The organism is Haladaptatus litoreus, assembly GCF_900156425.1.
GTDB classification, from domain to species: domain Archaea; phylum Halobacteriota; class Halobacteria; order Halobacteriales; family Haladaptataceae; genus Haladaptatus; species Haladaptatus litoreus.
Map to the genome: position 1 here is coordinate 383429 of NZ_FTNO01000003.1, position 19470 is coordinate 402898.

Sequence of the window (19470 nt, forward strand, 5' to 3'; positions counted from 1 at the left end):
GGCTCACACTGTTTGTGGGCACCCGCTTTTATCCCGCTTCCGACCGAATATTGAGCGATGCTCATCGCCGACGGGGACGACCACTACCGGTTTATTACGCAACCCGACCACGCGCAGTTGGCGGGAATGTTCGCCGAACACTGGGGAAACGACACGTTCGAGCGCCCGACGCCCTTTGCGGCGATGGTTCTCGTGGCTGCCAATCACGACGACGGATGGTGGGAGTACGACCGAACGCCGCACCTCGGGGACGACGGTATCGTGGATTTCGTGAGCGTCCCCGCGACCGAGTGGATCGAATTCTACGACGACGGTATCAGCACCGTCGTCGGAATGAACCGCTACTCGGGGCTCGTGGCGTCGATGCATGGGTCGGGGCTCCGCCGCCGCCGTTACGGACTCTCCGCGTCGTGGCCCGATACGCCGACTGCATTCAAGGAATTCGTAGACCGTGAAGAACGACGACAGGCGAAACTCGCGGACGAACTGCACGGAGCGAACGGTTCCAAGGAGGAACAACTGTCTGACGAGGATATATCGGTACTCACCACACTCCACGAGCAGGGGGAACCGCCGGAGAACACGGACAGCCGACTGTGGTGTAACTACGAACTTTTGCAAGTGTGGGACGCCCTTTCGCTCATCTTTGGAACCAGCGAATCGCCTGCCGAGACGACTATCGAGTCCGTGCCGACGGCACCCGGTGAGGAGATATCGGTGACGGTACGGCCCGTGAGCGACGGCGAGTTCGAACTGGATCCGTACCCCTTTGCCGAGTCGCCGCTGACCGTCTTCGTTCCCGCCAGAATCGTCCGGAAAGGCGACTACGATACGGAGGATGACCTCCGCCGAGCGTACTACAGTGGTGAGTACGAACTGGTTGAGTTCACTCTCCGTGCCTAATCCGCTCCATACAGCGAACGAAGCGTTACCGGTTACGGCGGAGGGGATATCACCTGCCGACTACGGCGCTTCACCGCGGTAAATCGATATCTCGACGTTCGACGCCCGGAAACATGAGTATATAGTCTGCACCGAACGCTTCACCGGGAGTCAAAAATCCTGTCTCCACTTCGTTGTTGAGGACACGACGGGCTGATTCGACGGCCGTCTTTGCGGTCAGGTCATATGTATCCGGCGTCCGTAGGTGGGCACTCGCTTGCTCACCATCATCCGTTTCGACTTCCCCGACGATTTGCGTCACGTTTTGTTCACGCTGTGCTGCGGTTGGGCCGGAGACCACGTGGTCGATGAGGGTCTTTGACGCCTCTCGAACGGGTTTCGATCCGAATGCCCGGGTGAACCTCCTCGACCGCTTCATTATTTTGAGCGCATACTCCGGAACCGTCGCATATGTTTCGATGTTCGGAACGTCCGTCGCATAGAACGCAGTCGAGACATCGCCCCACGGCACTGTGACGGCTTTCTTCTGGATTCCATCGAACGTGAACTCTCGGGTTTTCCACGCCGCCGGCACGTCTCGTATAGTGCCGTTTTCGCGGATCGTGCCCGGGTGGCGTAGCCCCTCGATTATCGATTTCCCCGTTCCGGGCGAGAAGGTCGCTAAGCCGTCGATTGCAAGCCGTAGACGAGCCGGTGACTCGACTCGGTCGGCAAGGTAGACGGCAAGACAGTCGGTCGGGACGACGTCGAACCCAACTGCAGGAAGGAGTGTTATGTCGGATTCAACGGCATCATCATCCCGCTTTGCGATGGATTCGAGCACGTCGATTTGACCCGCGATGTCGAGATAATTCGTCCCGGTCTCCACGCATGCGTCGATCAACGGGGTAGCCGTCGAGGAGAACGGTCCGGCACAGTTCAGTACTGTATCGAAGTCACTCACAGTCTGCTCGATAACGGTCGAATGTTCGAGGCTAAACGTCCGGTGGTCGAGCCCGATTTCGGTCGCCTGTGCTTCAACGGCCTCAGCTCGGCGCCCAGCCAGAACCGGTGATTCTCCCTCGTCGACTGCTGTTTTGGCGATTAACGAACCAGTGTAACCGTATGATCCGTATATGAGCAACTCGTCGGTCATGTTTTGATGACCAAGCCGCGTCACTAAAATTCCGATGGCGAGTGATACCGAGACGACTGCATGGTCGCGTCGTATCCAGTGCAGGGTCATATCCGATCGAATCAGGCCACGTTGCTACAGCACACTATCGTTCCTCCTCTGTACGGGATCACGAGCAGATATCCTTGGTTTAGGACGTGGTAAACCGCCCAAGGCGGTTGATCCGAGTGAGTCAGTGATCACGAACCGTGTTTCGACCAGGATATGACGAAAACCCCACGTAGTGTGGCAGAAGAGCGGGTGGCCGAAATGAGGATCACTCTTGAAATTTCATTGTGAATTTGGAACGATTAGTATTTCTTTGGATCGATATTGAATACTAAATCGCCATTTTTGAATCCTCGTACATGACCATCCCCTTCACTTAAAACAATAGTGACGGCATCGGTTTCGCTCGTGATTGCTGCGGCCGCGCTATGGCGTGTTCCGAGTCCTTTTGGAATTTCGAGATCGGTAATCGATGGTTCGAGATATTGATATGCACTGACGACTTTTCCTGCATCAGAAATGATGAAGGCACCGTCGAGACGGGAGAACTCCTTGAGCATCACATCGACGAGCGGATCCCCGACGTGAACGTGTGACTGATCGAATGGATTATACGATAACGAACGGGATGAATTCATCACGGTTCCGGCGTTTCCGATCGAAAAAAGAGCACCCACGGGTTCTCCTTTTTGCCCACTTTTTCCCAGTCCGATAGCTAGCTCGAGTGTCGCTTTGATTACTGACTGGTCAGCTCGAGAACCGAAGAAAAAGTCATACAGTTTACTGCCACGTTCGCTCTCAACAACAACTCGCGTAAACGAGTCTACTTCGCTACCAAAGAGCGGCGTAGCACAGATGACACTCTCTCCGTCTGTTACGTATCCATTACTGAGCGCACCGCTAATGCCGAACTGAAAGAGCTCCGCTGTATCTCGAAAATCAATCGGTATCTCAACGTACTGTTCATAGTCGAACTCGTTCTTCTTCGAAGCGAGTATCGTGTTCACTACTTCTCCATATTTTTCACAGAGTTCTCTATTATGGTAAAATAAGAGAACAGTATCGACATCCGCTACCAACTCCTGCAACAGCTCTTTCGTCTCAGTCATTTGTGTGATTCATACTGTTCATTTACACTGTCACTCCTGACCATTAGAGTGCATCGTTCATAGACTTGATCACCGTTTCGGCCGGACAATCCTCACTGTCCCTCTTCTTCTACGCTATCGACACCGGCATCAGAACCGATCCGTGCACTCTGCTCCCTACAAAATCGCAAATCGACCGCAAAACAAGACGTACTCGGCAGTAGTCAACGGTTGTTTGCATTGCCACATCCACCGACCGTTCGGCGATAGATCGTGAACTACCCCGCCCTACTCGCTCCCTTCGGTCGCTCCTTGAGGAAGGGGCCTTAGCGCCTGCAATTCGGGTAAATCCCGCTTCCACATGTTGGTCGTCAGGCGAACGGTCGAGTAAGGTACGTCACCATCGGAATGGTTCATCGTTCATGAGAGAGTGTTGTTCGACGTCGTGAGTCCCGGACAACTTCCCGTAATCCCACCGATGAGTTGACTGTTTATAACGAGGGCATTTTGACAGTTGCCACTAACTCGAACGGCCGGTCCCGTTCCGAGAGAGTCGGCATAGACCCCATCTACGGTATCGTTTTGCTGCTCGATTCGGATCGGCCACCGTGTCGCTTCGTAACGCCCCCCCCTGTCACGAGGACGTTGTTCGCATTGACGAAGACGCCGTCGCGATTATCCGACCCGGGTTGGTTGACGGTGACGTTTCGCAATTCAGTTCCCGGTCGGGCGATCCGGATACTCTCACGCCAGGTCGTACCTGGTGCGTTGCCAGTGACGGTTATTCCATCGAGAAGGACGTTCGAGGCGTTCGCTTCTCCGTTGACTTGAACTGCATTCGCACTCCCATTCATCGTGACGGTTGTGTTCGAAACGGTCACGGTACCAGCACCGGAATAGATGACGATCCCGTGTTTTCCGCTGACCGACCCCATGGAAACGGAGCTATTTCTGATCGTCGTCGAGGAGTTGTCATCCATGATGGTGATGCCGAGGTTACTCGGCTGGGGCATGGTGACGGTCGCATTATCGATAACGTAGTTAGAGCCACTCTGAATACGGATCCCACGCTGTTCAGAGGGGCCAGGGTCGCGTTGTCTGTCGACCCGCACCGTCACGTTCTGAATCGTCCCGGTTACGCCACCCAGCCTGACTTGTGAGTTGTGACTGTTCTGATAAATACCGCCGGAAACGTTCGTCGTGCCGGTGGTCACGCAATACAGCCCGTTGTCGGCGAACGACCCCAGCCGACACGCACGGTAGGTGATGGTTCCCTGATGTGCCGCGGTACTAAGGATACCGGTCGGTCCCCAATACTCGGGGTCCACTTGGTATCTCGGCGTTTGGCTTTGGGGAACCGATCCGGATTGTGCCCAGAACCGTTCGACGGTTCCGCTTCCAGCCGGATCCGTGATATTGAACAGCCCGGGCCCGCCCGTCCCACTCGAGTGTTGACCGATCACTTCGACGTTTCGAACGTCCAATCCGTCTGCGATTTCCGCTTCCAATACACGGATTCCGGTGTTTGGCGCACGCTGATCGATCGAAAACCCGCCGAAGCGGAGGTCACGCCCGGGGGCATAATAGACGCCAAGCCGGAACAATCGTCGATTAGCTGCGTTGAACGTTTCGTAGTCCGCGGGGACAAGCGTTGCTCCGTTCGGCGCGATCACACCGAAGTTTACGAAGCCCGTGAGCCGAACTTCGTCGTCCATATAATATCGCCCTGGTGGAAACTTCAGAAGTGTGTTGTCTCCCTTGAGTTGCTGGAGAAGCGGAACGATGGACGTTCCCCCGGTATTGTCTGCTCCGGCCTCAACGACGTCGATGACTCGATCATACCGGCTTTCATCGACAGCGATTGGATAGCCACCGAGTTGACCGAGCTGTTGCTGGACTTGTCGAGGGGAGTCGGATGACGATTCGATAACGGATGGGTAAGTTTCTTCGTTTTTCATTGTCGACATTTGTCTTAGTCGTCCGATTGATTCGTCAGTTCGTGAAGTTCGCCGCCCCGACCGGTGACATAGAGGGTGTCGTTTACGACGGCAGGCGCTTGCCAATAGCCATCATGAGCGACTGCTTTACTCCAGAGACAACAGCCGCTTTCGAGATCCCAGGCCTGTACTCGATCGTCGATGTGAGTCGGGCCGCTGGGTCGTCGATGGTAACAACGATATGCCATGTATACGGCATCGCTCGTGAGGGCAGGTGCGCTGGTTACGCCACCATCGCACTCTTTCTCGAATGTCCACAGCATCTCGCCAGTCTTAGCATCAAGCGCCCACAGCGTCGGGTGGTTGATGTTGATGTAGAACACGATACCATTCGCAACGGCAGGTGACCGGGCGAACATTCGAGCGTCGAGCTCCGTTTCCCACACTTTCGTTCCCTCGGTTGCGTCGATGGCAAGCGCGTTCAACCCGTGGACGTACACGTTCCCGTTGGCAACGGTTGGAGCATGGCCGATCAAGTCCCGTGCGGTGTATGTCCACAGTTCCTCTCCGGTTTCCACATCGAGTGCATTGAGAGTGTTGAGTCCTGTGAAATACGCGACTCCATCGGCGACGGCAGGAATCTGAGTTCGGGTGGATGGACTCACCTGTCCCGACGATGGGGAAAACGATGTCCGCCACAGGAGGTCGCCCGTCTCTACATCCACCGCATGGAACGTACCCAACTCGCCGTTTCGCGACCGACTTTCGCGTATCGTCTTGAGATACGCGACACCGTTACCGACCGTTACTGATGATGCCTCGTCCCCGGAAAATCCGTACTCCCACCGAACATCCCCATCACTCGGATCGAGTGCGGTAACCATATCCGTTCCCGAAATGAGGAGCGTCGAACTACCGAGGGACGGATTCGGATCGTACGAATCGTAGTCAGTGCCGAGATCCGCCGTCCACTCGACTTCTTTCGTCGACTGGTCGATCTTTTGGACGACCGAATTTTCACCCACGAGATATATCGAGTCATTCCGAATCGCCGTCGCCGAAAGCCGGAGGTTCGAATCCACTATCTTGGTACTGTTCGTCTCCGGTTCTTCCAAAACGCCGACCGCACCCGCATTGTGCCCCGTATTTCGGGTATCGCGTTGAAAAGAGGGCCAATCATCAGCGCCGAGTTGCGAGGGCTGGGCAGTTTGTTGCGGCCCCGACAGTGCCGTGACGGTGTGATCAGCGCTATGAGATGCTGCGGTGGTTGATACGTACAAACCTGCTGAGATGCTAATGAGAAACGTACGTCGTGAGCTGTTTAAGCGGTTTTTATTACTCTTTTTTCTCTTGTTATTGTATTTTTTCTCCTTCATCGATATTATTTCAAGTTAGATTTTAATTAGTTATGAGCAGATTACCCAACCGTAGGAGACGCTTGTAGTCACTATTTTTACCCAAAACGGTTTTGGACGACCCTCACCCACACGAACCGCCTCCTTCGATGCAGCACCTTCGCAGGCAACGTCGTGGGGTACTGTTACGTACTCATTCACGGCCGCTTCCAGCCTCTATCGGTTCGGTCTAGACGTCTGCCCGCAGGGAGTGATATTCGTTTTCACTGTCAGCACTGAAAATTGGGGGAACATATCCTCTATGCTGCCACGATGGACGAAGAACTTGGAGAATCAAGCAGTAGAGCTAACCGTACAACCGACAAACGATAACGCTACGAACCGTCTTCTGCAGACACTTCCGAATCGATCCGGTGACGCCACCGAGCAAAGTAGCACGGTGGGGTTCATTGTGAAGAACACCATGTTCCGAGAATATGAGACTGGATGTTCTCTGCAAGCGACGCCGACTGTGTGAGTGCTCGCAGATAGTAGGGTGTCCCATCAAAAACGCCCCAATATTGAATCATCGTATCGGGATCATCAGTTGGATAGAACTGCCGCGCATCGGCCAGCGAAAGCGGTGGTAGATCAATTGCGGCCGTCCGACGGCCGTACAGCGGACTTCCGCCACTGAGAACTTTGTCTTCCATAATGCTGATGGAAGATCCAACGAGGACAAGTGTCATTCCCGTCTCTTCGAGTTGCAGATCCCACACGCGTTGAATCTTCGAAGGAAGCGCATCATCCGACTGAATGAGATAAGGGAATTCGTCGAGGACGACGATCGCATCCTCTCGACCAAGCGCGCGTAGTAGTGCCTCCCAATCACGTTGGATATCAGCCACGATCGGAAACACTTCGCTCGCTGTCTCGACAAAGTTAGTGAGCTGGGCTTCCGGTGTTTCCCCGGTTGCCTGCCAGTAGACGGCATTATCGATGTTGTCGATTGCCTCACGAACAAGTGCGCTTTTGCCGAGTCGGCGATGTCCATAGATCACGCTCAAATCGGCAGTATCACGTTGAAATTGCAATCGTAACATGTCGAGTTCTTTTTCTCGATTGACGAACCGCGGTGGGGCCATACGGCTATTTAGAGCCAGTAGATGATAATCATGGCAATTATCTAAATCGTGAATTTACTAATTATCTGGTTCAGTGCCGACTTCTGGTTCCAGATCGAGAAGGATCTCACGGAGTTCTTGAAGGATGGTTTCGGCCTCGAGCACCGAGAGATCCAACTCACGAGCCATAATTCGCGACGTCATCTTGCCCTTGACGTACGCACGTGTGCATACTCGGTCGCGATTGCGAGTCCTGCAGTTCCATGACGATCGCGGTAGAGGTCGAGATTTTGATTGTCCGTGCTGCGGGCGAGAGCGGCAATCAAAGTTGGAGTGATTTCATACGAGCCCTCATCAGCCTCAACAGTGATCGAGAGATGCGGCGCTCGATATCGGTCACGCGTTCAAACAGACCCATGTCGGTGAGTTGATTCACATCTTCGTAGATCGTTGTAGACGAGTTGTCGAGATCCGCTGCAAGTTCATCGCCACCTCGATACCCATTTCGTGATCGTATCTGCTGGTGTTGCTGTTGCGACTGTTAGTCGTCTCGGGAAGGCGGTGTACACGGTTTTCGGTCGATTTTCACGCGCTATCGCGTGGTTCTCCCGAGTTGTTCCATTGACACAGCCGATAACATCCCCGTCCATCGTTAGCAGCGGTGAGCCGCTGTTACCATCTCCGATCGGAATTGTCGCTTCTATCCAATCCGAATGTGGGTTATAGCAGTCGTACCGACCCAGCGATATCACCCAGTTACCTACCATTTTTGGATGGCCGACCGCGAGCAATACATCGTTTGGAGAGGAATGTGTGTTTCTCGCCAGTGAAAGTGGAGTGGGGGTTTCGAGATCCGTCTTGAGCAGGGCGATATCCGGAAAGAAATCCCGGTGAAACCCGACACGAGTAGCCATTCCCGTGCGGTTATCGAATGTTTCGATCGCTACCGATGGCGCCTCTTGAACAACATGAGAATTGGTAAGGATGTATCCACTATCGATGATCCACCCCGTCCCACCCCCAGAATCAGTCGATATTCGGACAACCGATTTCTGCACTGTTTCCCCGAGCGTTCGGGCTCGGTCGCGGACTTTCTCGGGGAACGGGTCGAAATCGCCGACAGCAGTGGTCCGATCCTCGGTTGCAGGGGGTTCGGCACATCGACCACTTCCGATACCGCTAGAAAAAGGGGAGACGGAAGCGAGGCCAGCCACGCGGAGAACCTCTCTTCGGGTATAGGAAGGGATCATCCACCCAAACTCCATCGTTTATCACCGAATATGACGGATAAATTCGGTCGCCTTGGGCGTCTTTTCACTCGCCTCAAGCTCATTCTCATCCACTAGAACTAGACAGGTCTATCCCAAAGGTTTGTGGCTGTGAGACTCCCTTCACAAATGAAGAACTTCTTCATCCATCGGATGAACTGCGTCGGTCGGAAAGAGAAGGGCCGCTCTGAGCAACTTCTTCACTACGTGTCGAACGAACTGGTTGACGAAGCCGACGAACGCGGCTGTTCGAATATCGCGTTTGAGGACTTGACCGATATCCGTTGTGTAATATTAAATGGTTGATCACTTAGTGATGTGATTTCGCTCAATATGCAGTCCTTTTGTAAATCGAAACAAATCTTAGCCCGGAACATGTTCTGTGTCCTTCATCGATATGTGCTCCAGCAAGATAGCCCCATCTTTTAAATTTCTGAACTATAGTTATTCAGTCGATAGTATGTAGGTCACTAAATTACTGACATTCTCTCTTTTTCTTTGGTGAATTCGAAAAGAACATGTTTTCATTGATTCCACTGTCTGCCATCTAATAACCGCGAATCATTCCTTATCGGTGCTAGTACAATTGTTGCTGGCGCAAGTGGCAACTGGATATTAATGACATTTGAAATATATACTTTCACCGACCGTCGTTAGACGGAAGTCAGACATACCTCAATAAAACTCGAAAATGAATATATTATCCAACCCAGTATAGTAATTATGCCTCGAAGTAACCCAACAAACTCGATCGGACAACCGATCTGTGGATACATTGATCACGCATCCGATGAACCATGCCAATGTGTCGTCCCCTCTCCTGGGAGAGTATGTCCACAACACAGAACGTGACGAGAGAATAATTGGTGATTGCTTTCCGACTTTTCCCGGAGATTTCGAACGTGGAGTTCGGTCGCCGTATTCCACACAGATACACTGTTTCTCATTATCGTACACCGTAAGCTAACGAGATCAAAATTCTACAGGCGTCGGAAGTCGAGACTGAACTAATGAAGGTTCTTGAACGGTTTTTCTGCGAGCCTTCTTCGTCTGAACGTGTATTCTATAGCTGGTCATCGTATACTGATATCACTCATCTTGAATAGAAATCTCGGTGATTTATTTCCTCCATTAAAACAGTCGATTGAAACAGCTTCTGGCTGCCAGTAGTTTGATAGCATTGACTGGACTAGCTGGCAGTATGCCACGACAATTTAGCTGTGTGGTCGAGGGGTGTGACTTTACCGCGGATGGTGTAACTGAAGAAGAAGTGCTTGAGCAAGTCCAAGAACATGCAGATGCCGAGCATCCTGATATGGATGTAAAAGAAAGCATGGTTCGAGAAAACATAGAAGAAACATAGAACCAGTCATCCGTTACTCAACTTCTTGTACTCCTGTGCCGAATAGAGTTCTTCTTACACTATCTTGGTGAATCAACCGTATTCGAACAAGTTCGTTGCACCACCGAACATTGGAACGATACTTCGAAAAGCACAGGAGGAAATGGGCCAAAACAGGTGATTACCCTTGTTGGAAAACCTTCGATAAAGAGAAATAGTCGGACAATTTTAGCCGCTGGAAACACCATATCTAGCATGAACGACTTCCTCGTGACAAACGGGACAACGCTTGCTGGCTCGAAAGTTGACATCGAAATACGCGATGGTGACATCACGCACATCGTCGACGCTGGTGAGGGAGATACAGATGCCTTTGACGATGACTTGCGGTACGATGCAAAGGGGCGACTTGTAACACCACCACTCATCGAACCCCACATCCACCTCGACGCAACAGGGACGGCTGGCGATCCGCGATGGAATCAATCAGGAACGCTTGCAGAAGGGATCGAGATTTGGGCCGACAGAAAGACCACTCTCGGCAGAGAGGATTTGAAGGAACGAGCAACACGTACTGTTGAGTGGTTGGTTGCCCACGGAATTACACGCGTTCGAACGCACGCTGACACCACAGAACAAACACTCACGAGTGTCGAAGCATTGCTCGAACTCCGCGAAGAAGTAGCCGACATCATCGACCTCCAGATAGTCGCTTTCCCACAAGATGGCCTATTTACTGACGAGAACCATCTTGATCTGCTCTATGAGGCAATCGAGATGGGAGTGGACGTGGTTGGGGGGATTCCTCACAATGAGCATACTCGCGAAGATGGCGTCAAAGATGTGCAGACTGCAGTCGACATCGCCGAGCGTCACGACCTCCTACTTGATCTCCACATCGACGAGACTGATGATCCACAATCACGATTTACAGAAGTGCTAGCGAGTGAGGCACTGAAGCGAGACTTGGGGAGCCGTACGACAGCTAGCCACACAACGGCGATGCACTCGTACTCGAATGCCTACGCCGACAAACTGATAAATCTCCTCGCAGAGAGTGGAGTGACTGTTGTTACGAACCCACCGGATAACGCAGTTCTCCAAGGCCGGTATGATAGTTATCCACGACGTCGTGGACATACTCGAATTGACCAACTTCGGGAGGCGGGTGTAACCGTCGGTATCGGGCACGATTCCGTGATGGATCCGTGGTATCACTACGGTGTTGGCGACCAACTGGACGCAGCTTTCATCTTACTTCATTACGCTCATATGAGTGGATATGACGATGTTGCAGTGCTTTGGGAAATGCTCACAGCGGCGAACGCCGAGGTATTCGGCGCAACTGATTACGGTCTTACAGAGGGTACCGACGGTTCGCTTGTCGTCTTCGACAGTCTAGATCCGTTCAATGCGCTCCGTACACGCGCATCGCGAACACTTGTCCTCAAGGAAGGTCGACCAATCGCTCAGACGAACCCTGCTGAGACGACGGTATACCGAGAAAATCATGGACAAAATATTGATTTTCACCGATGATAGCCCTCCTTACTGAAGATTGAAATCTACGATTCGCAATGGATACTGTCAGCATCCACTCTAAATGCACATCGATGACCTCCAACCGCTAATATATCTGTAAATGTCCCTCGTTCCGTTCGAATCCAGATCGTCCGATGCGCTTTGGGCTTCTTCTTGCGAATTTCTCCCTCTTTGGCAAGCCTGTTCAGAACCTCGTACGCTGTCCGACTTGGCTATCTAAGCTTCTTCGCTATCTTGCTCACCAGATAGGGTTCGAGCGGTTCCATGATCTCGAGTACATCCGCTGGCTTCCGTTCCTGGACGAACTCGCCTCCCTCTCCTCGCGCTCTCTTACATCCGCTCATTGAGCCGTTCGATTGCTTTCCGCAGGTCGGCAAGTTGTTGTGAGCTGGGTTCAGTCTCCACCCGTGGTGGTTCTTCCCACTCATCTCGTGTCTGGGGCCAGTACTCCGGGCTATCGCACCACGGGCACAGGTGACCACGGCGATGATGCGGACAGCCACAATGGTGATGCCAAGGAGGCATAGCCTGTAAAGATAGGCTTCCGAGCAGAGTGAACCCGCTGGGCGCACCTTTGCTATTCAAAACCTAGTACATACGTTTCAGCAATGCAGTTGGGGGAGAGGTCGCCTAGATGGTTTATGTCATGTCATCTCGGTTTGTTAAGAGATGGGACCACTCGGATGGATTGTTGGCACGACAATCGGCATTAGTCTCACAGCCTGGATTGCGGCGCAACATCCTGGGTGCCCTCGCCACTACTGACAGCGACGCACTCAACACGTCACAAATCCGAGAACGGTCACGTGACCCTGCCAGACGGTCGAAAACCTCCTCGGTCAGAACCCTCAGGGGAAGAGGGAACTCCGCCAGCCATTCCCTCTGCTCCTGATTCGTCACTCAGTTCTGCAACCACGCAGCCACGCGGGAGTAGACACTCGGCCCAGCTATGAGCGTCCCGCCGAATCCAAGCGCCAAGAGCGCGAGCACGTCTCCAATCGACCACTCGATATTCTCATCCCCGCCGTTGCCACGATCTGGCCGGTCGATTCCCCCGGCACTCGATTCGGTCTCTCCGTCCAAGGTCGTTGCCGCTTGCACTGTCGATGATTCTCGTACGGTTCCCGAACTCGTCGTTTGAGTCGCTTCCGTCGCTCCCGTCGTTTCCGCCGTCTTCCTCGTCGTGGTCGTTGGCGAGGCATTTGATGTCGCCGTTGGCGTCGATGACGGTGATACCGTGGATGACTGTGTGGAAGGCGTCTCGGTCGTCGTCATAATCGTCTCCGTGACTGTGGAGGATGTCGATGTAGTGGCGGGTAATGTCGTGGCTGTGGTCGTTGTCTGTATCGTAGATGTTGTCGAGGTCGTAGTTGGTTGCGGTGTTGTCGTAGTTGGTGTCGTAGTGTTGGTTGTGGTCGTCGTGGTGGTCGTACTGGTTGTGGTCGTCGCAGTCGTCGAGGTCGTCGTTTCCGTCGTGGTGGTCGTACTGGTCGCGGTAGTCGTTGCAGTAGTAGTTTGTTCGCACCCCGGATACCGCGGATTGTCGTACCGCAGTACCGAGTTTTCGCTATCGATGGTGATCGCTGTGAGTGGTTTTCCACTGTTGTCCCCTGTACCCTGGACGGTGTGAGTCCCCGGCGAGAGCATGGACTGCTGTCGACTGCCGTCTGGGAAGTGTAGGATCGCTGTGACGGACGTATTCGTCTCGATCGTCGCCTGATAACACTGGAACGAGACGTTCGTTTCCCCGTCGTCTGTGGTCGTCGGGGGTGGTAGCCGTGCGTCACCAGTACTACCCGTGAATGGATCGAAACTGCCGGTGAGGAGAAGTCCTGCGATGAGCGAGAGCGTCAGCATGCGAGTCGGCGATGGGAGCACGCGGCGTAGAGCCATAGGTCACCGTACATCGGTTCTTAATAATGGTTTAAGACGGTTCCGATTCTCCCAAACAAATCTAAATTCACTACTGTTTTCTCAGATATCCCATCAAGAGAATGGCCACTTATTCAATAATTTTCGATCACAAACTTTGCGGTGGCAAGAAAGTATCCCCGTTAGGTACGACCGTGTGCTACACGAACGTTCCAAATCTCAATCAGCGACGGTATCGATGTCGGTGAATTCGAAGCGTGCGCCACCCACATCGCTCTCGAACCCCCAAATTAGGAATGAGACTATTCGAGTTTAGACTATAGTAGTTTCACCACTAACTTCGAAGCACGTACATACCCCGTGTATCAGATACCGTTGGTCTGTAAGAGCGACGATTAACAAACGTTACTTTGACATTCCATTCAGACTCGGTGCTGTCACTAGCAAACATCTAGGTCCAATACTCGGATCGAAATGGATGCTCATTTGGTCTCTCAGGATGTACTCACCGTTTCCCGCCGAGCACTTTCGCCGCTGTCAAGACGGGGTCCCAGGTTGTATTGAATGGCGGCGCATACGCTAAGTCGTAGTTCGAGAGTTCGTCAACTGTGATGCCTTTGGTGACTGCACTGACGAGCGCGTGGCTGCGGTGGACGGCACCTTCGCCGTACTCGGAGACGAGACTTCCACCTAAGACACGACCAGATGGCCGGTCAATAGCAAGTGTCACTCGCACCGTCCCTCCCTCGGGATAATAGCCAGCACGTGACTTCGCGTCGATTGTCTCCATCATCGGGTCGAAGCCGGCCTTGCGGGCCTCATGGTCAAGCAACCCGGTGCGAGCAGCCTCAAGGTTGAACGCTTTGACCGCAGCTGTCCCTGCAACATCACCGCCTTCGGTTGGGGTACCAGCAACTGTCTGGCCGACCGCTCGACCATGTCGGTTCGCAGTTAATGCAAGAGGAATGTACACCGGCTCACCAGTAACAACGTGCTCGGCCTCTGCACAATCGCCTGCTGCATACACGTCTGGAAGGTTCGTGGCTTGATATCGGTCGGTCGCAATTGCGCCTGTGTCGCCAAGTTCGATTCCGGTAGCCTTGGCTAGCTCCGTTCGCGGACGGACTCCAGTTCCAATGAGTACCATCTCAACGGGAACCCGATCGTCCGTTGTTACGACTGCTTCAACTGCATCATTACCATCGATTTCTTGCACTTCTGTGTTAAGATAGACTGCTACGTCTTGGTCATCGAGATGGTCAAGGACAGTCTCACTCGTGGCCGCACTAAACTGTTTCAGCACTCGATCGCCACGCTGGAAAAGATGTACCTCAAAATCGTTTGCGGCAAGCGCTTCTGCCATTTCGATGCCAATATATCCACCGCCGACGATGCCGACAGGCCCATTGCAGGTTTCGAGGAACTGACAAGCGGGGCCACGGTCGGGTTGTTGGAGATCCCCGTCGCTCCGGGCTCGACCCACGTACTCACGTAACTCCTTTCCATCGGACATTGATCCAAGCGTGTAGACGCCCGTACGGTCACGCCCATCAATCGGGGGTGTGATTGCAGCCGCGCCAGTCGCCACAAGCAAGTGATCGTACTCTTGTACTACTTCTCCGTCATCGCCGCGTGCCGTCACGGTTCGAGTATTCGGGTCAATATCGACGACGTCGTGTCCCGTTCTTAGATCGATATTCCGTTCCGCCCGAAACTGTTCGGGTGTGACCGAGACGAGATCTTCGAGTGACTGGATCTCGCCTTTAATGTAGTATGGCAGGCCGCACGCCCCGTACGAGACCCACTTCCCCCGCTCGAATACAACGACGTCGAAATCTGGATTGTCGCGTTTTGCCTTGCTAGCTGCCGACATCCCGGCAGCGTCACCACCAACGACAACGAATGTACTCATAAAGTTGACTTGACGGGAAGAGACATAAACAGGATGTTAGTATAGGGTTCGATTCCACATTGGCGGCCTCCGAACACCACGGGAAAGAAGGCACCATCACCGACGTCCTGCAGGACACTCTCGGAGACGAGACCCGGTGCGAACTGGACTCCTATAGCTACCGCATCGAAACCGATGGTGAGGAAATCGATGTCTGGTTCCGGCATCGTGACTTGGTACCGGTATCACAGTAACCAATTACCGATACTTCACTGCAATGGCCAATAACGAACGCAAACCTACGTGGCCACAGATCCGAGATGCACTCAAAGTCAACGAAAATCGCCTTTGCAGTGCGTGGCTCGGGAAATTTTGTGAACCCAACCAAGAAAGTCACCCAAGAGAGCGATGTCGATGATATCCTCGCATTCGAGAGCTTCAATGCTATGGAAGAATTCGACTATGACAGACACTCTCCGGAGACGATTGCGGTCGGTAGCATTCCCCGAGAGCTAGATTTCTTCATCGGTGGACCCGAGAGTGATTATGATGATGGTGAGAGCGAATTGCTCTATGCGCGCTAGCGAGGAGTTTGGAACCGAGATGGCAGCGATTCCAAGATCTCCCAGCGTACCGCTCACGGTAGAGTAGACGAACACAATATCCGTGGAGACGATTGAACGACCGTGTATGGGTTGTGGCACTGTCCTCGAAATCACTGTGCGGCCACGGCGTTCATACGCGGAACACCTCCGTAGTCAGCTGGTAGTCGGCGACTCGCTCGGGGCCGTCATTGAGATAATCGATTTGGAAACCACCAACCTCGTTGGGGCCGAGAGTCAGCGAGTCGATGCCGTCGGATGACAACACGTGCCCGCGGCGATTGTAAAACGTCGCCGTAACAAACACATCAGCCCGAAAGCGGCCTGTCCATTCAACCTCACCCGTGATGGCGTAGTCCTTCTCGCCGAGTAATGTATCGACGACACCCCACGAATCGCCGCGGATGACTGTGTGTGGCGCCGTGTTGTGCTGTTTGGTCTGTTTGCGGTGCCGTCGATGTTTGTGTTTGCATGCCCCGACTGTCCCGAGTGACGAGGTGCTGAGCACACTTGCCCCGAGTGTCTGGAGGAATTGTCTGCGTTGCATTTTTATCCTTGTCTCCCGTCTTAAACCGCGGACGAGAGTACTGAAATGAATGGATTAGTGATGGATGGTGACCCCCCCGGTTCGCACCGCGAGTTTCGAAAGGTCACCGTTTGTCGGTACCGTAATCGTCGTCGGTTCTACCACGATACTATAGTCACCAACCGGCGTCGGCACCGTTGCCGCACCAGTCCCGGCAATCGTCACTGTGGTATCGCCTTCGACGATCGTTACATCGCCATCGGCACCTGCGTTTGCGGGGACGACCGGTGCGACTGGCGCGTCGATCGGCTCGTCGGTCACGAGCGAGCCGAGCCAAATCCCCCCGAAGAAGACGACCAAGAGCACCAGCAACGCTAGTAAGACGGTAATGAGTGCTCCGACGATGGCGGCCAGCGTCCCCCGGCGGGTCGACTGTCGAGTGTGACGCCGAGCCTGGTCGTATCCCTCGTCGTAGCCGCGGTCGTAGTCAGATTGTGAGTTGTGTTGTTTGTCAGTCATTAATGCCACCTATTGGAGAGTTGAATTCTGAGGTTTATCTAAAATCGCTGGACGGAGTACGAACATCGGTGAGAACACACATACATGTGGGTACGCGCCAAGCTATTCTCTTAGTTCTCCGGATGGTGGTTGCCGCCCGCCTGTCATCGCCAGTGACCGCATCGCGGTGTGACTCCTACGGGATTAGCCCACCCTGATCGTTCATTGGCACAAACCTTTGCAGGTCGCCCGCCTCCCGATTCATTTGTTAATTGTGGAGCGGTGAGGGACCATGCCCTTCATCTCTCCTCAAGATACATGTACGTCATCTACCATAATAAACGTTTGTAGTTCAAAGTGAATTCCTTATTGAGAAGGAAAGTAGATAACCAAGTAGAACCTATTAGTAATCCAGGTGATGAAAATGTCGCGTGGATCCGTAAATGAGAACTTCGAACCGACTGGAGATGCAGATAAAGTATTAGATGCATTCAAAGCCGGGCGAGAAACCAATCACCCATGGGGACGACATACTCCTCGATCAGTGCAAGAAACAACCGGGATTACCAAAGGCAATGTTGAGTTCTACCTACGCGAACTGACCAATGCGGGATGGATTCGACGCTGTACTCGCGGGCTCTACGAGTTTGTTATGGACCCTCGCGAAGCCAATGACGACTAACTTCAAATCCCGGGAAAGCGTAGGGCTAAACCCTTTCGCATAGAGAACTGCATGTATCACGTGAAAACACGCCAGAATGAGCGAGCAGTGACGAAGACGACATACAACGATAGGAGGGCAACGACAATGACAGGAATACCAACGAGCACGAGTCCTACATCACCCACTCCCTCAGCAACGTAGGTACCCATCTGCGCAAGCCGGAATGCAACGAGTCAGCCAATGAATGCAACGATTCGGACGACTGGTGATTGGTTATCGATCCACGTTCCAAGCGTATTGATTCGATTTTGAATCATGAGAATACATACGCAATCTTAATTGTTAGATATTATGTTTGTTTTTAGTATAATATTGGTATTCTTGAGATCATAAATATCCCATGTTAGCACGATAATTTCTCTATCTCATGAGTTAGATATGCTAATTCTTCACTTAGCATATATTTATCTCCCCGGCGAGCGTCAGCGGCAATCCATAATTAAATCATAGGTGCCAAGATACTGAACCCAGTCAAACGCAGGTTCTATGGCATCTATCACAGCTTCTGGATCTCCGTCTTCAAAATCTGCATGGAAGACATAGTCTCCGAGTGCTTTCGTCGAAGGACGTGCCTCGAAGCGCGTAAAGTCGATATCCGCATCTCTCAAGATGTCCAAAACATCGCTGGACAAGGCAGGAGGCTCTCGACCAGGATACAGAAGCAGTGTTGATTTTGTACCCTCAGTCGCAGGTTCCGTCTCGAGGCGGATAAATCGAGTTACGTTATTTGATACGTTTTGAATATCTGTTGCAAGCAACTCAAGATCATTTTTCTCTGCGAGATCAGGATGGGCTACCGCAGCAACTGAACCGTCCGTCGTAGCCAACTCAACGCCTGCGGAGGTGCTATCGACCTCATGGAACTCAGCATTCGGATACTCTCTGGAAAGATAATCACTACTTTGTGCAAGTGCTTCCGGGTGACTTGCCACTTTCGTGAAATCAGGTGATTGGGCCATCAACGCATGGCGGATTTCAACGTTCACCTCTGCGGTAATATAGAGATCACGATCTTCGAGAATATCCAGTGTATCGATAACTGCACCCTGGATTGAGTTCTCAATCGGAAGAATAGCTGCTTGTACTTCGCCCGAGCTTACCGCATCTGCAGCGGCAAACATGGTCTCGTAGAATTTGACCTGATTATTAACTTGTAGAGCTGCACGATGGGAGTAACTTCCTGCTGGGCCAAGAGTGCCAACGGCCTGTTCTGTGGGTGTTTCCGCACTTTCGGCAATTCCCTGTTGAGATGCGACGGCGCCAATTGCAACTGCTGCACCAGTACGTGCTAAGAATTCACGTCTGTCAATGAACTCCATAGATATTATTGTTGGAAACAGGAATTTAAACCTATTCTCTGATAGAAGATATGAAATTGGCCAGTGCCCTCTGTAAACGTCTCGAATTGTATCGAGATGAAATTTCGACGACCCCGATTAGCATAGAGGGAAGCTGACGAGACGGCACAGCAACGCGCACAGGCCGAACAGTTCTCCTTCGACATCGATGCCCCCGGACTCGCAGAAGTCACCAATGAGAGCCACGAGAATCCCGCAGACCACCAGTACACTGTCTCCATCGACGACGTGACCGAGGACCTGATGGCCTGCACGTGCCCACACCATGTTCACCGCAACGCCTTCTGCAAACACATGGC

At 52.8% G+C, this 19470-nt stretch carries 16 protein-coding genes and 3 pseudogenes; 6 read left to right on the forward strand and 13 right to left on the reverse strand.

Annotated elements, in window-relative coordinates; all coding sequences use genetic code 11:
* Positions 1–57 precede the first annotated feature (57 nt).
* Positions 58–903 carry a DUF3891 family protein gene (locus BW974_RS16295; RefSeq protein ID WP_076431289.1) on the forward strand — a complete coding sequence of 282 codons (846 nt, stop codon included), beginning with the start codon at positions 58–60 and terminating at the stop codon, positions 901–903.
* Between the two features lie 70 nt (positions 904–973).
* Here BW974_RS16295 and BW974_RS16300 read toward each other — a convergent pair whose 3' ends face one another.
* From BW974_RS16300 to BW974_RS16325, 7 genes and pseudogenes are all read right to left on the reverse strand, one after another.
* Complete coding sequence (locus BW974_RS16300; protein WP_076431290.1) at positions 974–2038, reverse strand: saccharopine dehydrogenase family protein; 1065 nt, start codon at positions 2036–2038, stop codon at positions 974–976.
* Positions 2039–2367: 329 nt separating this feature from the next.
* Entirely contained in the window at positions 2368–3174 is an 807-nt protein-coding gene (locus BW974_RS16305) for a diadenylate cyclase domain-containing protein (RefSeq protein ID WP_076431291.1), read from the reverse strand.
* 548 nt (positions 3175–3722) lie between these two features.
* Complete coding sequence (locus BW974_RS16310; RefSeq protein ID WP_139328901.1) at positions 3723–5120, reverse strand: hypothetical protein; 1398 nt, start codon at positions 5118–5120, stop codon at positions 3723–3725.
* 5 nt (positions 5121–5125) lie between these two features.
* Positions 5126–6370 carry an outer membrane protein assembly factor BamB family protein gene (locus BW974_RS16315; protein WP_175609719.1) on the reverse strand — a complete coding sequence of 415 codons (1245 nt, stop codon included), beginning with the start codon at positions 6368–6370 and terminating at the stop codon, positions 5126–5128.
* 517 nt (positions 6371–6887) lie between these two features.
* A pseudogene (locus BW974_RS16320) lies at positions 6888–7569 on the reverse strand (AAA family ATPase); the annotation flags it as partial.
* Between the two features lie 57 nt (positions 7570–7626).
* Positions 7627–7764: pseudogene (locus BW974_RS27530) on the reverse strand (DUF7437 domain-containing protein); the annotation flags it as partial.
* Between the two features lie 266 nt (positions 7765–8030).
* Entirely contained in the window at positions 8031–8813 is a 783-nt protein-coding gene (locus BW974_RS16325) for a S1C family serine protease (RefSeq protein WP_076431294.1), read from the reverse strand.
* Positions 8814–8978: 165 nt separating this feature from the next.
* Here BW974_RS16325 and BW974_RS26595 point away from each other — a divergent pair.
* The 3 genes and pseudogenes from BW974_RS26595 to BW974_RS16335 form a co-directional block, all read left to right on the forward strand.
* Positions 8979–9101, forward strand: a pseudogene (locus BW974_RS26595) (RNA-guided endonuclease TnpB family protein); the annotation flags it as partial.
* 916 nt (positions 9102–10017) lie between these two features.
* The gene (locus BW974_RS16330; protein WP_084186325.1) at positions 10018–10179 is read left to right on the forward strand and encodes a DUF1059 domain-containing protein; all 162 of its coding nucleotides are present in this window, start codon (positions 10018–10020) and stop codon (positions 10177–10179) included.
* Positions 10180–10413: 234 nt separating this feature from the next.
* The gene (locus tag BW974_RS16335) at positions 10414–11697 is read left to right on the forward strand and encodes a cytosine deaminase (protein ID WP_076431295.1); all 1284 of its coding nucleotides are present in this window, start codon (positions 10414–10416) and stop codon (positions 11695–11697) included.
* A 1018-nt stretch (positions 11698–12715) separates the two neighbouring features.
* On the opposite strand, the gene BW974_RS25795 is transcribed toward BW974_RS16335, so the two are convergent.
* The gene (locus tag BW974_RS25795) at positions 12716–13225 is read right to left on the reverse strand and encodes a hypothetical protein (RefSeq protein WP_076431297.1); all 510 of its coding nucleotides are present in this window, start codon (positions 13223–13225) and stop codon (positions 12716–12718) included.
* An 852-nt stretch (positions 13226–14077) separates the two neighbouring features.
* The gene (locus BW974_RS16350) at positions 14078–15484 is read right to left on the reverse strand and encodes an FAD-dependent oxidoreductase (protein ID WP_076431298.1); all 1407 of its coding nucleotides are present in this window, start codon (positions 15482–15484) and stop codon (positions 14078–14080) included.
* Positions 15485–15543: 59 nt separating this feature from the next.
* Between BW974_RS16350 and BW974_RS25800 the strand changes: the two genes are divergently transcribed.
* Positions 15544–15717 carry a DUF8139 family protein gene (locus tag BW974_RS25800; RefSeq protein WP_175609720.1) on the forward strand — a complete coding sequence of 58 codons (174 nt, stop codon included), beginning with the start codon at positions 15544–15546 and terminating at the stop codon, positions 15715–15717.
* A gap of 66 nt (positions 15718–15783) precedes the next feature.
* On the forward strand, positions 15784–16047 hold the full coding sequence (locus BW974_RS26600; RefSeq protein WP_245800158.1) for a hypothetical protein: 264 nt from the start codon (positions 15784–15786) through the stop codon (positions 16045–16047).
* A 151-nt stretch (positions 16048–16198) separates the two neighbouring features.
* Here BW974_RS26600 and BW974_RS16365 read toward each other — a convergent pair whose 3' ends face one another.
* From BW974_RS16365 to BW974_RS26225, 4 genes are all read right to left on the reverse strand, one after another.
* Entirely contained in the window at positions 16199–16612 is a 414-nt protein-coding gene (locus tag BW974_RS16365) for an FxLYD domain-containing protein (protein ID WP_076431300.1), read from the reverse strand.
* Positions 16613–16666: 54 nt separating this feature from the next.
* Entirely contained in the window at positions 16667–17110 is a 444-nt protein-coding gene (locus BW974_RS16370; RefSeq protein WP_139328902.1) for a hypothetical protein, read from the reverse strand.
* Positions 17111–18235: 1125 nt separating this feature from the next.
* A complete protein-coding gene (locus tag BW974_RS16380; protein ID WP_084186327.1) occupies positions 18236–19132 on the reverse strand; it encodes a prephenate dehydratase in 897 nt (298 codons plus the stop codon).
* Positions 19133–19249: 117 nt separating this feature from the next.
* A partial coding sequence (locus BW974_RS26225; protein WP_217694346.1) for a hypothetical protein occupies positions 19250–19470 on the reverse strand: 221 nt, incomplete at its 5' end.